The following is a 12,310-nucleotide window of genomic DNA, read 5'->3' on the forward strand; positions in this document are numbered from 1 at the left end:
TAAATAATAACCTCATCTTATGATAAGGCTATTATCTCATATTTTGGTGTCCATTGGATAGGTTTTTAGAGGTGCCCATATGTTATTTCAGTACCAGCTAGTTTTGCTTTCTTATTTGTATTAGCCTTGTTGCTTTTTTCTCAAGAACCTCTTCACGGTTCGCGTTTGATTCTAATCCTTCCATTTTTACTCCTTCTTTTGATGACCAGTATTCGTGGGAAACATTCAGCTAGAGGAGCTCGTCGTCGGAGAAGAGAAGATGTTCCTACATTATGGAAAAAATTCATGAAGGGAAATCTCTACCTACCTATCCTAGTGGTGGTTTATCTGATTGCTATTCCTTTTGTGGCTCGTTTTGTCTTGCATCCAGCTTCTTATAGAGAACAACATCAAGTGGTAGATAGAGTCAAACAAGAGACGAGTGATGGTGACCAAATCTATATTTGGGATTCACATGTTCAGATGTATAAAGAAAGCCAGCGTTTGTCTGGATCCATGTTCCCATCACCTCTTCTTTACACGAGTACAGAAGAGACTAAAACTAGTTTACTCAATGACTTGAAAGAAAACAAACCTAAGGTGATTGTGGTGAATGATAAGGTAGCAGTCTGGTCTGAAGTGGAAACAATTTTGAAAGAAAATTACCAACAAGTAAAGACTGATTACTCAGAGTTTAAAGCCTATAAAATTAAATAACAAAATCAATATCTTGTGTATTTTTAAAAATTTTAGGATTTTTAACACAAGATATTGATTTTTCTTTTTAGAGTGGTATAATACTTTTTAGAAAGAACATTTTAGAAAAGAGCATGCATATGATTGCACTAGAAGAAAAAATTACAATTTTGCCAACTCTCTTCGTTGAAAAACGAGATGGGAGACGTGTTGTATTTGATGTGGACAAGATTGACAAGGCTCTCCACAAGGCGGCTGACAAGGTTATGGATGTGACACCCCTGGTCGAAAAACGCCTCAATGCTCTGACCGAGCGAATTGTCACAGAAATTCATAGTCGCTTTCCACAGGGGGTTAAGATTTACGAAATTCAAAATATCGTAGAACATGAACTCCTTGAAGCCAAAGAATATGCGCTAGCTGAGGAGTATATTACTTATCGGACACAAAGGGATTTTGAGCGTTCAAAAGCGACAGATATCAACTTTAGCATCCATAAACTTCTCAACAAAGACCAGGCCGTTGTCAATGAAAATGCTAATAAAGACAGCGATGTCTTTAATACCCAGCGTGATTTGACGGCGGGGATTGTTGGGAAATCAATCGGACTGCAAATGCTCCCTAAGCACGTAGCCAATGCCCACCAAAAGGGGGATATCCACTATCATGATTTGGATTATAGCCCCTACACACCTATGACTAACTGCTGTTTGATTGATTTTAAAGGTATGTTGGAGAATGGTTTTAAGATTGGAAATGCAGAGGTAGAAAGTCCCAAGTCTATCCAGACTGCGACAGCTCAGATTTCTCAAATTATCGCCAACGTTGCTTCTAGCCAGTACGGTGGCTGTTCAGCTGACCGTATCGATGAAGTTTTGGCGCCTTATGCAGAGAAGAATTACCAAAAACACCTCAAGGATGCGGAAGAATGGGTCTTACCTGACAAACGGGAAGATTACGCTTGGAAGAAAACCCAAAAAGATATCTATGATGCCATGCAATCTCTCGAGTATGAAATTAATACTCTCTTCACTTCAAATGGGCAAACACCTTTTACTTCACTAGGTTTTGGTCTGGGAACCAATCGTTTTGAGCGTGAAATTCAAAAAGCTATCTTGAACATCCGAATCAAGGGACTTGGTTCAGAACACCGCACAGCTATCTTCCCTAAACTTATCTTCACGCTTAAAAGAGGACTCAACTTAGAAGAAGGGACTCCCAACTACGACATTAAGCAGTTGGCTCTTGAGTGTGCAACCAAGCGGATGTACCCAGATGTTTTGTCCTATGATAAGATTGTTGAGTTGACTGGTTCTTTCAAGGTTCCTATGGGCTGCCGTTCTTTCCTTCAAGGATGGAAGGATGAGAATGGTGTAGAAGTTAATTCAGGTCGGATGAATCTAGGTGTTGTGACGGTCAATCTTCCTCGTATTGCCCTTGAGTCTGAAGGTGATATGAATAAGTTCTGGGAAATCTTCAACGAGCGGATGAACATTGCAGAAGATGCTCTGGTTTATCGTGTCGAACGGACCAAGGAAGCAACACCAGCAAATGCTCCTATCCTTTATCAATACGGTGCTTTTGGTCATCGTCTAGGTAAAGAAGAAAGCGTTGACCAGCTCTTTAAGAATCGTCGTGCGACAGTTTCACTAGGCTATATCGGTTTGTACGAAGTGGCTACGGTCTTCTTTGAAAATAGTTGGGAACACAATCCAGAAGCCAAGGAATTCACGCTGGATATCATTCGTGATATGAAACGTCGTGTAGAAGAGTGGTCTGACCAATATGGCTACCATTTCTCTATCTACTCAACACCATCTGAAAGTTTGACAGACCGTTTCTGCCGACTAGATACAGAGAAGTTCGGCTCTATTCCTGATATCACAGACAAGGAATACTATACTAATTCTTTCCACTACGATGTTCGTAAAAATCCAACACCGTTTGAAAAATTAGACTTTGAGAAAGTCTATCCAGAAGCAGGTGCGTCAGGTGGTTTCATCCATTATTGTGAGTATCCAGTCCTTCAGCAAAATCCTAAAGCCTTGGAAGCTGTCTGGGATTATGCTTATGACCGTGTAGGCTATTTGGGCACCAATACTCCAATAGACCGTTGCTATAAGTGTGACTTTGAAGGGGATTTTGAACCAACTGAGAGAGGATTTGCTTGTCCAAACTGTGGCAATAGCGACCCTAAAACAGTAGACGTTGTTAAACGGACTTGTGGCTATCTAGGTAATCCTCAAGCGAGACCTATGGTCAACGGCCGTCACAAGGAAATCGCTGCGCGTGTCAAACACATGAATGGCTCAACCATTAAAACAGCAGGATATGAAGTAAGAAATTAGAAAGAGATAGAATGGGAAAATATCAATTAGACGATAAGGGCAAGGCCTTGGTACAACGATTCCACGAAAAACATTCAAAGGGTGGAGTCAATAAAAAAGACCGAGTGGCTGGCCTAAGAGAGCAATTTTTAAATAAGAATAAGAAAAAGTGAGAGTTGCCTCTCGCTTTTCTCTTAATTGGAGGTAAAAATGATACTACGCAGACCAACATTGGCAGATAAAGAAACAGTTTTAGAGATGATGGCAGAGTTTGAAAAATATCAGTCGCCTCACGACGGTGGTTTCTGGGATACAGAAAATTTTTCTTATGAGGAATGGTTGAATAGTAATCAGGATAAAGAAATGGGAATAAACTTGCCTGAAAATCATGTTCCTTCTATTCAATTTGTATCATTTGATGATGTAGGTCGTGCTCTAGGATTTTTGAATCTGCGATTGAGCCTGAATGAGGATTTACTGAATTATGCTGGCCACATTGGCTACTCCATTCGTCTATCAGAAAGAGGTAAAGGTTATGCTAAGGAAACTCTCAGTCAGGGCTTGCAAGTTGCTAAGGAAAAGAACATCAAGAGAACTCTTGTGACCTGTAGCGTGAATAATCCTGCTAGCAGAGCAGTCATTTTAGCAAATGGAGGAATTCTTGAAGATGTTCGTAATGAAGTCGAGCGTTATTGGATAGAGGTAGCAAATGAATAATCCTAAACCACAAGAATGGAAAAGCGAGGAGCTTAGTCAAGGGCGTATCATTGACTACAAGGCCTTTAACTTTGTAGATGGAGAAGGAGTGCGCAACTCTCTCTATGTATCAGGCTGCATGTTTCACTGCGAGGGATGTTATAATGTTGCGACTTGGTCTTTTAATGCTGGCATTCCCTATACAGCAGAATTAGAAGAGCAGATCATGGCAGATCTTGCTCAGCCCTATGTTCAAGGCTTGACTTTGTTAGGAGGAGAGCCTTTTCTCAATACGGGCATTCTCTTGCCTCTAGTTAAACGCATCCGAAAGGAATTGCCAGACAAAGACATCTGGTCCTGGACGGGCTACACTTGGGAAGAAATGATGCTGGAGACCCCAGATAAATTGGAACTCTTATCACTGATTGACATTCTTGTCGATGGAAGATATGACCGAACTAAGAGAAATCTCATGCTCCAGTTTCGAGGTTCTTCCAATCAACGAATTATCGATGTGCAAAAATCCCTCAAAAGTGGGCAAGTAGTGATTTGGGATAAGCTTAATGATGGAAAAGAAAGCTATGCACAGGTGAAGAGAGAGTGAAGAAAAAAGACTTAATAGAAGAACTGGTCTCAGAAATAAAAGCAGGAAAAGTCAAGACACTGGGAATATACGGTCATGGTGCTTCAGGTAAATCGACCTTTGGAGAGGAATTGTACCAAGCTTTAGATTCTACTACAGTAAATTTGCTAGAAACAGATCCTTATATCACCTCTGGACGCCATTCTGTTGGCTTTTTACCCAAAGAACTCTTTGACAAAACTATCTGTTTCTACACGGATGAGGACACCGAATTAAAGTGGCGCCTAGCTCGAGATACGACTGTGAGAAATCGTGATGCATCCTTTATATTGGCTAGTCATCAGATGAGACGGGAGCAGTATCTGCAATACTATAAAGAAACTGAGTCTAAGGCGGATATCTTAGTGAACCAATCAGAAGGTAAAATTGAGCTCAAGAGAACTCAATTTATAATTTATATAGAAGAAAATCCCTAATTCTAGAAAGAAAAAATAGGAAAACAGTTTCATTGTAAAAAACGAAAAAAACAGCAACAAATCCCTTGCAATCGCAGGGGCTTTGTGTTATTCTATTATGGTGCTGTAAATTACAGCCTTAGCTTTGATGCAAGAGGTTGCGACACGCTCGGTTGCATTGCCACGCAACACCGCGTCGGTTTTCTTGTGGAGCTAGCCTATTATCTTAAATAGACGAAAAGGAGAAAAAGATGGCAAACAAAAAAATCCGTATCCGTTTGAAAGCTTACGAACACCGTACGCTTGACACAGCGGCTGCAAAAATCGTAGAATCAGCTACTCGTACAGGTGCACAAGTTGCGGGTCCAATCCCACTTCCAACTGAACGTAGCCTCTACACAATTATTCGTGCGACTCACAAATACAAAGACTCTCGCGAACAATTTGAAATGCGTACACACAAACGTTTGATCGATATCGTTAACCCAACTCAAAAAACAGTTGATGCGTTGATGAAATTGGATCTTCCAAGTGGTGTAAACGTAGAAATCAAACTTTAATCTAAAGCTTGATACCTTGAGCATAAAAAACGCTCGTTAAAAACTTTTTGAATAAAAAATATAGAAAAGGAACTATTTTCTCATGACAAAAGGAATCTTAGGGAAAAAAGTGGGAATGACTCAAATCTTCACTGAAGCTGGCGAATTGATCCCTGTAACAGTTATTGAAGCAACTCCAAACGTTGTTCTTCAAGTTAAAACTGTTGAAACAGACGGATACAACGCTATCCAAGTTGGTTTCGATGACAAACGCGAAGTGTTGAGCAACAAACCTGCTAAAGGACATGTAGCGAAAGCTAACACGGCTCCTAAGCGCTTCATTCGTGAATTCAAAAACGTTGAAGGCTTGGAAGTTGGTGCTGAAATTACAGTTGAAACATTCGCAGCTGGGGACGTTGTTGACGTAACTGGTACTTCTAAAGGTAAAGGTTTCCAAGGTGTTATCAAGCGCCACGGACAATCACGTGGACCAATGGCTCACGGTTCTCGTTACCACCGTCGTCCAGGTTCTATGGGACCTGTTGCACCTAACCGTGTATTCAAAGGTAAAAACCTTGCAGGACGTATGGGTGGCGACCGCGTAACAATTCAAAACCTTGAAGTTGTACAAGTTGTTCCAGAAAAGAACGTTATCCTTATCAAAGGTAACGTACCAGGTGCTAAGAAATCTCTTATCACTATCAAGTCAGCAGTTAAAGCTGGTAAATAATAAGGAAAGGGGAATACAGTCAAAATGGCAAATGTAACATTATTCGACCAAACTGGTAAACAAGCGGGCGAAGTTGTTCTTAACGATGCAATCTTTGGTATCGAACCAAACCAATCTGTTGTGTTTGATGTGATCATCAGCCAACGTGCTAGCCTTCGTCAAGGAACTCACGCAGTTAAAAACCGCTCAGCTGTTTCAGGTGGCGGACGCAAACCATGGCGTCAAAAAGGAACTGGACGTGCTCGTCAAGGTTCTATCCGCTCTCCACAATGGCGTGGTGGTGGAATCGTCTTCGGACCAACTCCACGTAGCTATGCGTACAAACTTCCTCAAAAAGTTCGTCGCCTTGCACTTAAATCTGTTTACTCAGAAAAAGTTGCTGAAAATAAATTTGTAGCCGTTGATTCTCTTGAATTTACAGCTCCAAAAACTGCTGAATTTGCAAAAGTTCTTGCAGCTTTGAGCATCGATTCTAAAGTCCTTGTTATTCTTGAAGAAGGAAACGAATTCGCAGCTCTCTCAGCTCGTAACCTTCCAAACGTGAAAGTTGCGACTGCTACAACTGCAAGTGTTCTTGACATCGCAAATAGTGACAAACTTCTTGTTACTCAAGCAGCTATCTCTAAAATCGAGGAGGTTCTTGCATAATGAATTTGTATGATGTTATCAAAAAACCTGTCATCACTGAAAGCTCAATGGCTCAACTTGAAGCAGGAAAATATGTATTTGAAGTTGACACTCGTGCACACAAACTTTTGATCAAGCAAGCTGTTGAAGCTGCTTTCGAAGGTGTTAAAGTTGCTAATGTTAACACAATCAACGTAAAACCAAAAGCTAAACGTGTTGGACGTTACACTGGTTTTACTAACAAAACTAAAAAAGCTATCATCACACTTACAGCTGATTCTAAAGCAATCGAGTTGTTTGCTGCTGAAGCTGAATAATCTAAGGAGGAAATATCGTGGGAATTCGTGTTTATAAACCAACAACAAACGGTCGCCGTAATATGACTTCTTTGGATTTCGCTGAAATCACAACAAGCACTCCTGAAAAATCATTGCTTGTTGCATTGAAGAGCAAGGCTGGTCGTAACAACAACGGTCGTATCACAGTTCGTCACCAAGGTGGTGGACACAAACGTTTCTACCGTTTGGTTGACTTCAAACGTAACAAAGACAACGTTGAAGCAGTTGTTAAAACAATCGAGTACGATCCAAACCGTTCTGCAAACATCGCTCTTGTACACTACACTGACGGTGTGAAAGCATACATCATCGCTCCAAAAGGTCTTGAAGTAGGTCAACGTATCGTTTCAGGTCCAGAAGCAGATATCAAAGTCGGAAACGCTCTTCCACTTGCTAACATCCCAGTTGGTACTTTGATCCACAATATTGAGTTGAAACCAGGTCGTGGTGGTGAATTGGTACGTGCTGCTGGAGCTTCTGCTCAAGTATTGGGTCAAGAAGGTAAATACGTTCTTGTTCGTCTTCAATCTGGCGAAGTACGTATGATCCTTGGAACTTGTCGTGCTACAGTCGGTGTTGTCGGAAACGAACAACATGGACTTGTAAACCTTGGTAAAGCAGGACGTAGCCGTTGGAAAGGTATCCGCCCAACAGTTCGTGGTTCTGTAATGAACCCTAACGATCACCCACACGGTGGTGGTGAAGGTAAAGCACCAGTTGGTCGTAAAGCACCATCTACTCCATGGGGCAAACCTGCTCTTGGTCTTAAAACTCGTAACAAGAAAGCGAAATCTGACAAACTTATCGTTCGTCGTCGCAACGAGAAATAATATTAAACTAGTCGCGTAAGCAACTAGTAAATCCGCCAGCTCGGTAGCGCTCCATGTGAGCGCAAGCCGCTGTGGTACAACATTTAAAGGAGAAAATATAAAAATGGGACGCAGTCTTAAAAAAGGACCTTTCGTCGATGAGCATTTGATGAAAAAAGTTGAAGCTCAAGCTAACGACGAAAAGAAAAAAGTTATTAAAACTTGGTCACGTCGTTCAACGATCTTCCCAAGTTTCATTGGTTACACTATTGCAGTTTATGACGGACGTAAACACGTACCTGTTTACATTCAAGAAGACATGGTAGGTCACAAACTTGGTGAATTTGCACCAACTCGTACTTACAAAGGTCACGCTGCAGACGACAAGAAAACACGTAGAAAATAAGGAGAACATAAATGGCAGAAATTACTTCAGCTAAAGCAATGGCTCGTACAGTACGTGTTTCACCTCGTAAATCACGTCTTGTTCTTGATAACATCCGTGGTAAAAGCGTAGCCGATGCAATCGCAATCTTGACATTCACTCCAAACAAAGCTGCTGAAATCATCTTGAAAGTTTTGAACTCAGCTGTAGCTAACGCTGAAAACAACTTTGGTTTGGATAAAGCTAACTTGGTAGTATCTGAAGCATTCGCAAACGAAGGACCAACTATGAAACGTTTCCGTCCACGTGCGAAAGGTTCAGCTTCACCAATCAACAAACGTACAGCTCACATCACTGTAGCTGTTGCAGAAAAATAAGGAGGTAAAATCGTGGGTCAAAAAGTACATCCAATTGGTATGCGTGTCGGCATCATCCGTGATTGGGATGCCAAATGGTATGCTGAAAAAGAATACGCGGATTACCTTCATGAAGATCTTGCAATCCGTAAATTCGTTCAAAAAGAACTTGCTGACGCAGCAGTTTCAACTATCGAAATCGAACGCGCAGTAAACAAAGTTAACGTTTCACTTCACACTGCTAAACCAGGTATGGTTATCGGTAAAGGTGGTGCTAACGTTGATGCACTCCGTGCGAAACTTAACAAATTGACTGGAAAACAAGTACACATCAACATCATCGAAATCAAACAACCTGATTTGGATGCTCACCTTGTAGGTGAAGGAATTGCTCGTCAATTGGAGCAACGTGTTGCTTTCCGTCGTGCACAAAAACAAGCAATCCAACGTGCAATGCGTGCTGGAGCTAAAGGAATCAAAACTCAAGTATCAGGTCGTTTGAACGGTGCAGATATCGCCCGTGCTGAAGGATACTCTGAAGGAACTGTTCCACTTCACACACTTCGTGCAGATATCGATTACGCTTGGGAAGAAGCAGATACTACATACGGTAAACTTGGTGTTAAAGTATGGATCTACCGTGGTGAAGTTCTTCCAGCTCGCAAAAACACTAAAGGAGGTAAATAACCAATGTTAGTACCTAAACGTGTTAAACACCGTCGTGAATTCCGTGGAAAAATGCGCGGTGAAGCAAAAGGTGGAAAAGAAGTAGCATTCGGTGAATACGGTCTTCAAGCTACAACTAGCCACTGGATCACTAACCGCCAAATCGAAGCTGCTCGTATCGCCATGACTCGTTACATGAAACGTGGTGGTAAAGTTTGGATTAAAATCTTCCCACACAAATCATACACTGCTAAAGCCATCGGTGTGCGTATGGGATCTGGTAAAGGGGCACCTGAAGGTTGGGTAGCACCAGTTAAACGTGGTAAAGTGATGTTCGAAATCGCTGGTGTATCTGAAGAGATCGCTCGCGAAGCGCTTCGTCTTGCTAGCCACAAATTGCCAGTTAAATGTAAATTCGTAAAACGTGAAGCAGAATAAGGAGAAGGCATGAAACTTAATGAAGTAAAAGAATTTGTTAAAGAACTTCGTGGTCTTTCTCAAGAAGAACTCGCGAAGCGCGAAAACGAATTGAAAAAAGAATTGTTTGAACTTCGTTTCCAAGCTGCTACTGGTCAATTGGAACAAACAGCTCGCTTGAAAGAAGTTAAAAAACAAATCGCTCGTATCAAAACAGTTCAATCTGAAGCGAAATAATAGACTAGGGAAGGAGAAATTTCAATGGAACGCAATAATCGTAAAGTTCTTGTTGGACGTGTTGTATCTGACAAAATGGACAAGACAATCACAGTTGTAGTTGAAACAAAACGTAACCACCCAGTCTATGGTAAACGTATTAACTACTCTAAAAAATACAAAGCTCATGATGAAAACAATGTTGCCAAAGAAGGCGATATCGTACGTATCATGGAAACTCGCCCGCTTTCAGCTACAAAACGTTTCCGTCTTGTAGAAGTTGTTGAAGAAGCGGTCATCATCTAATCAAACCTGAAAGGAGAAAACTGAAATGATTCAAACAGAAACTCGTTTGAAAGTCGCAGACAACAGCGGTGCTCGCGAAATCTTGACTATCAAAGTTCTTGGTGGTTCAGGACGTAAATTTGCAAACATCGGTGATGTTATCGTGGCATCTGTAAAACAAGCTACTCCTGGTGGTGCGGTTAAAAAAGGTGACGTTGTTAAAGCAGTTATCGTTCGTACTAAATCAGGTGCTCGTCGTGCTGATGGTTCATACATCAAATTTGACGAAAACGCAGCAGTTATCATCCGTGAAGACAAAACTCCTCGCGGAACACGTATCTTTGGCCCAGTTGCACGTGAATTGCGTGAAGGTGGCTTCATGAAGATCGTGTCACTTGCTCCAGAAGTACTTTAATTTTTAGAAACAAACTAGTCCCCTGGATTCACTCCCAGGGTGCCCTTATGGGCGTAAGAAAAATCAAGGAGAAACCTAATGTTTGTAAAAAAAGGCGACAAAGTTCGCGTAATCGCTGGTAAAGATAAGGGAACAGAAGCTGTTGTCCTTACTGCCCTTCCAAAAGTAAACAAAGTTATCGTTGAAGGTGTTAACATCGTTAAGAAACACCAACGTCCAACTAACGAACTTCCTCAAGGTGGTATCATCGAGAAAGAAGCAGCTATCCACGTATCAAACGTTCAAGTATTGGACAAAAATGGTGTAGCTGGTCGTGTTGGTTACAAATTTGTAGACGGTAAAAAAGTTCGCTACAACAAAAAATCAGGCGAAGTGCTTGATTAATCACGAAGGAAAGGAGAAGTATAATGGCAAATCGTTTAAAAGAAAAATATCTTAATGAAGTAGTTCCTGCTTTGACAGAACAATTCAACTACTCATCAGTGATGGCTGTGCCTAAAGTAGATAAGATCGTTTTGAACATGGGTGTTGGTGAAGCTGTATCAAACGCTAAAAGCCTTGAAAAAGCTGCTGAAGAATTGGCACTTATCTCAGGTCAAAAACCACTTATCACTAAAGCTAAAAAATCAATCGCCGGCTTCCGTCTTCGTGAAGGTGTTGCGATCGGTGCAAAAGTTACCCTTCGTGGTGAACGTATGTACGAATTCTTGGATAAATTGGTTTCAGTTTCACTTCCACGTGTACGTGACTTCCATGGTGTTCCAACAAAATCATTTGACGGACGCGGAAACTACACACTTGGTGTGAAAGAACAATTGATCTTCCCAGAAATCAACTTCGATGACGTTGACAAAACTCGTGGTCTTGACATCGTTATCGTAACAACTGCTAACACTGACGAAGAGTCACGTGCATTGCTTACAGGCCTTGGAATGCCTTTTGCAAAATAATATAGGAGGTAAATCTAATGGCTAAAAAATCAATGATTGCTAAGAACAAACGTCCAGCGAAGTTCTCTACTCAAGCTTATACTCGTTGTGAAAAATGTGGTCGTCCACATTCAGTTTACCGCAAATTTAAACTTTGCCGTGTTTGCTTCCGTGAATTAGCTTACAAAGGACAAATCCCTGGTGTAACAAAAGCATCTTGGTAATTCTAGCTTTCAATCCCGTCGTGATTCGTCGTTATCTGCTTTTGCCTAACTCAAGTTATGCCTGCAAGCAGATGCCTAGACTCACTTAGGAATTGAAATCTAGAAATATATTCTGAGCCCAGCTCAATCATTAACTAGCAAGTGCAACTTGCAAACTACTAGTAAGAGGAGAAAAACAAAATGGTTATGACTGACCCAATCGCAGACTTCCTAACTCGTATTCGTAACGCTAACCAAGCGAAACACGAAGTACTTGAAGTACCTGCATCAAACATCAAAAAAGGGATTGCTGAAATCCTTAAACGCGAAGGTTTTGTAAAAAACGTTGAAATCATCGAAGATGACAAACAAGGCATCATCCGTGTATTCCTTAAATACGGATCAAACGGTGAAAAAGTTATCACTAACTTGAAACGTGTTTCTAAACCAGGACTTCGTGTCTACAAAAAACGTGAAGACCTTCCAAAAGTTCTTAACGGACTTGGAATTGCTATCCTTTCAACTTCTGAAGGTTTGCTTACTGATAAAGAGGCACGCCAAAAGAATGTTGGTGGTGAGGTTATCGCTTACGTTTGGTAAAATCAAGATACAAAGCTCGTAAAGAACAAAGCAAAATTAGGAAGTTGGAGAAGTTTGTT

General features: G+C 41.1%; 22 protein-coding genes. All 22 read left to right on the forward strand.

What is annotated here, in order from left to right:
- The first annotated feature begins 201 nt into the window (after positions 1–201).
- The 22 genes from K1I71_RS00005 to rpsH all read left to right on the forward strand — a co-directional run bounded on the left by K1I71_RS00005 (position 202) and on the right by rpsH (position 12,251).
- Positions 202–696, forward strand: coding sequence for a damage-inducible protein CinA (locus tag K1I71_RS00005; protein ID WP_223329852.1), 495 nt, complete (start codon positions 202–204; stop codon positions 694–696).
- A 119-nt stretch (positions 697–815) separates the two neighbouring features.
- On the forward strand, positions 816–3,023 hold the full coding sequence (gene nrdD, locus K1I71_RS00010) for an anaerobic ribonucleoside-triphosphate reductase (RefSeq protein WP_223329853.1): 2,208 nt from the start codon (positions 816–818) through the stop codon (positions 3,021–3,023).
- Between the two features lie 11 nt (positions 3,024–3,034).
- Positions 3,035–3,175 carry a hypothetical protein gene (locus K1I71_RS00015; RefSeq protein ID WP_223329854.1) on the forward strand — a complete coding sequence of 47 codons (141 nt, stop codon included), beginning with the start codon at positions 3,035–3,037 and terminating at the stop codon, positions 3,173–3,175.
- Positions 3,176–3,212: 37 nt separating this feature from the next.
- Positions 3,213–3,719 (forward strand): GNAT family N-acetyltransferase, encoded by a 507-nt coding sequence (locus K1I71_RS00020; protein WP_223329855.1) that lies wholly within the window; start codon positions 3,213–3,215, stop codon positions 3,717–3,719.
- Positions 3,712–4,302, forward strand: coding sequence for an anaerobic ribonucleoside-triphosphate reductase activating protein (gene nrdG, locus K1I71_RS00025; protein ID WP_223329856.1), 591 nt, complete (start codon positions 3,712–3,714; stop codon positions 4,300–4,302). Before K1I71_RS00020 ends, nrdG begins: the two co-directional genes overlap by 8 nt.
- Entirely contained in the window at positions 4,299–4,757 is a 459-nt protein-coding gene (locus K1I71_RS00030) for a hypothetical protein (protein ID WP_223329857.1), read from the forward strand. Before nrdG ends, K1I71_RS00030 begins: the two co-directional genes overlap by 4 nt.
- A 230-nt stretch (positions 4,758–4,987) precedes the next feature.
- Positions 4,988–5,296, forward strand: a complete 309-nt coding sequence (gene rpsJ, locus K1I71_RS00035) for a 30S ribosomal protein S10 (RefSeq protein WP_001284513.1) — start codon at positions 4,988–4,990, stop codon at positions 5,294–5,296.
- 82 nt (positions 5,297–5,378) lie between these two features.
- On the forward strand, positions 5,379–6,005 hold the full coding sequence (gene rplC, locus K1I71_RS00040) for a 50S ribosomal protein L3 (protein WP_000160197.1): 627 nt from the start codon (positions 5,379–5,381) through the stop codon (positions 6,003–6,005).
- A gap of 24 nt (positions 6,006–6,029) precedes the next feature.
- Positions 6,030–6,653 carry a 50S ribosomal protein L4 gene (gene rplD, locus K1I71_RS00045; RefSeq protein WP_000024549.1) on the forward strand — a complete coding sequence of 208 codons (624 nt, stop codon included), beginning with the start codon at positions 6,030–6,032 and terminating at the stop codon, positions 6,651–6,653.
- Entirely contained in the window at positions 6,653–6,949 is a 297-nt protein-coding gene (locus K1I71_RS00050) for a 50S ribosomal protein L23 (protein WP_001055347.1), read from the forward strand. Before rplD ends, K1I71_RS00050 begins: the two co-directional genes overlap by 1 nt.
- A gap of 17 nt (positions 6,950–6,966) precedes the next feature.
- A complete protein-coding gene (gene rplB, locus K1I71_RS00055; RefSeq protein ID WP_000512910.1) occupies positions 6,967–7,800 on the forward strand; it encodes a 50S ribosomal protein L2 in 834 nt (277 codons plus the stop codon).
- Positions 7,801–7,903: 103 nt separating this feature from the next.
- Positions 7,904–8,185 (forward strand): 30S ribosomal protein S19, encoded by a 282-nt coding sequence (gene rpsS / locus K1I71_RS00060; RefSeq protein ID WP_000533766.1) that lies wholly within the window; start codon positions 7,904–7,906, stop codon positions 8,183–8,185.
- 11 nt (positions 8,186–8,196) lie between these two features.
- Positions 8,197–8,541: a 50S ribosomal protein L22 gene (rplV, locus tag K1I71_RS00065; protein WP_000818137.1), complete on the forward strand. Its 345-nt coding sequence runs from the start codon at positions 8,197–8,199 to the stop codon at positions 8,539–8,541.
- A gap of 12 nt (positions 8,542–8,553) precedes the next feature.
- Positions 8,554–9,207 carry a 30S ribosomal protein S3 gene (gene rpsC / locus K1I71_RS00070; protein WP_000529936.1) on the forward strand — a complete coding sequence of 218 codons (654 nt, stop codon included), beginning with the start codon at positions 8,554–8,556 and terminating at the stop codon, positions 9,205–9,207.
- Positions 9,208–9,210: 3 nt separating this feature from the next.
- Complete coding sequence (gene rplP / locus K1I71_RS00075) at positions 9,211–9,624, forward strand: 50S ribosomal protein L16 (RefSeq protein WP_000960946.1); 414 nt, start codon at positions 9,211–9,213, stop codon at positions 9,622–9,624.
- 9 nt (positions 9,625–9,633) lie between these two features.
- The gene (rpmC, locus tag K1I71_RS00080) at positions 9,634–9,840 is read left to right on the forward strand and encodes a 50S ribosomal protein L29 (RefSeq protein WP_000772918.1); all 207 of its coding nucleotides are present in this window, start codon (positions 9,634–9,636) and stop codon (positions 9,838–9,840) included.
- A 24-nt stretch (positions 9,841–9,864) separates the two neighbouring features.
- Positions 9,865–10,125 (forward strand): 30S ribosomal protein S17, encoded by a 261-nt coding sequence (gene rpsQ, locus K1I71_RS00085; protein ID WP_000440801.1) that lies wholly within the window; start codon positions 9,865–9,867, stop codon positions 10,123–10,125.
- 25 nt (positions 10,126–10,150) lie between these two features.
- Positions 10,151–10,519, forward strand: coding sequence for a 50S ribosomal protein L14 (rplN, locus tag K1I71_RS00090; protein WP_000616545.1), 369 nt, complete (start codon positions 10,151–10,153; stop codon positions 10,517–10,519).
- Positions 10,520–10,597: 78 nt separating this feature from the next.
- The gene (gene rplX, locus K1I71_RS00095) at positions 10,598–10,903 is read left to right on the forward strand and encodes a 50S ribosomal protein L24 (RefSeq protein WP_000497691.1); all 306 of its coding nucleotides are present in this window, start codon (positions 10,598–10,600) and stop codon (positions 10,901–10,903) included.
- Positions 10,904–10,926: 23 nt separating this feature from the next.
- Entirely contained in the window at positions 10,927–11,469 is a 543-nt protein-coding gene (rplE, locus tag K1I71_RS00100) for a 50S ribosomal protein L5 (RefSeq protein WP_000013542.1), read from the forward strand.
- Between the two features lie 17 nt (positions 11,470–11,486).
- The gene (locus K1I71_RS00105; protein WP_001085697.1) at positions 11,487–11,672 is read left to right on the forward strand and encodes a type Z 30S ribosomal protein S14; all 186 of its coding nucleotides are present in this window, start codon (positions 11,487–11,489) and stop codon (positions 11,670–11,672) included.
- 180 nt (positions 11,673–11,852) lie between these two features.
- Positions 11,853–12,251: a 30S ribosomal protein S8 gene (rpsH, locus tag K1I71_RS00110; RefSeq protein WP_045592917.1), complete on the forward strand. Its 399-nt coding sequence runs from the start codon at positions 11,853–11,855 to the stop codon at positions 12,249–12,251.
- Positions 12,252–12,310: the final 59 nt, after the last annotated feature.

The organism is Streptococcus mitis, from assembly GCF_019929545.1.
Classification (GTDB): domain Bacteria; phylum Bacillota; class Bacilli; order Lactobacillales; family Streptococcaceae; genus Streptococcus; species Streptococcus mitis_BU.

Excerpts from the sequence above, each read along its gene's own strand:
- K1I71_RS00005 (WP_223329852.1), top strand. The coding sequence starts at position 202 with ATGACCAGTATTCGTGGGAAACATTCAGCTAGAGGAGCTCGTCGTCGG.
- nrdD (WP_223329853.1), top strand. The coding sequence starts at position 816 with ATGATTGCACTAGAAGAAAAAATTACAATTTTGCCAACTCTCTTCGTT.
- K1I71_RS00015 (WP_223329854.1), top strand. The coding sequence starts at position 3,035 with ATGGGAAAATATCAATTAGACGATAAGGGCAAGGCCTTGGTACAACGA.
- K1I71_RS00020 (WP_223329855.1), top strand. The coding sequence starts at position 3,213 with ATGATACTACGCAGACCAACATTGGCAGATAAAGAAACAGTTTTAGAG.
- nrdG (WP_223329856.1), top strand. The coding sequence starts at position 3,712 with ATGAATAATCCTAAACCACAAGAATGGAAAAGCGAGGAGCTTAGTCAA.
- rpsJ (WP_001284513.1), top strand. The coding sequence starts at position 4,988 with ATGGCAAACAAAAAAATCCGTATCCGTTTGAAAGCTTACGAACACCGT.
- rplC (WP_000160197.1), top strand. The coding sequence starts at position 5,379 with ATGACAAAAGGAATCTTAGGGAAAAAAGTGGGAATGACTCAAATCTTC.
- rplD (WP_000024549.1), top strand. The coding sequence starts at position 6,030 with ATGGCAAATGTAACATTATTCGACCAAACTGGTAAACAAGCGGGCGAA.
- K1I71_RS00050 (WP_001055347.1), top strand. The coding sequence starts at position 6,653 with ATGAATTTGTATGATGTTATCAAAAAACCTGTCATCACTGAAAGCTCA.
- rpsS (WP_000533766.1), top strand. The coding sequence starts at position 7,904 with ATGGGACGCAGTCTTAAAAAAGGACCTTTCGTCGATGAGCATTTGATG.
- rplV (WP_000818137.1), top strand. The coding sequence starts at position 8,197 with ATGGCAGAAATTACTTCAGCTAAAGCAATGGCTCGTACAGTACGTGTT.
- rplP (WP_000960946.1), top strand. The coding sequence starts at position 9,211 with ATGTTAGTACCTAAACGTGTTAAACACCGTCGTGAATTCCGTGGAAAA.
- rpmC (WP_000772918.1), top strand. The coding sequence starts at position 9,634 with ATGAAACTTAATGAAGTAAAAGAATTTGTTAAAGAACTTCGTGGTCTT.
- rpsQ (WP_000440801.1), top strand. The coding sequence starts at position 9,865 with ATGGAACGCAATAATCGTAAAGTTCTTGTTGGACGTGTTGTATCTGAC.
- rplN (WP_000616545.1), top strand. The coding sequence starts at position 10,151 with ATGATTCAAACAGAAACTCGTTTGAAAGTCGCAGACAACAGCGGTGCT.
- rplX (WP_000497691.1), top strand. The coding sequence starts at position 10,598 with ATGTTTGTAAAAAAAGGCGACAAAGTTCGCGTAATCGCTGGTAAAGAT.
- rplE (WP_000013542.1), top strand. The coding sequence starts at position 10,927 with ATGGCAAATCGTTTAAAAGAAAAATATCTTAATGAAGTAGTTCCTGCT.
- K1I71_RS00105 (WP_001085697.1), top strand. The coding sequence starts at position 11,487 with ATGGCTAAAAAATCAATGATTGCTAAGAACAAACGTCCAGCGAAGTTC.
- rpsH (WP_045592917.1), top strand. The coding sequence starts at position 11,853 with ATGGTTATGACTGACCCAATCGCAGACTTCCTAACTCGTATTCGTAAC.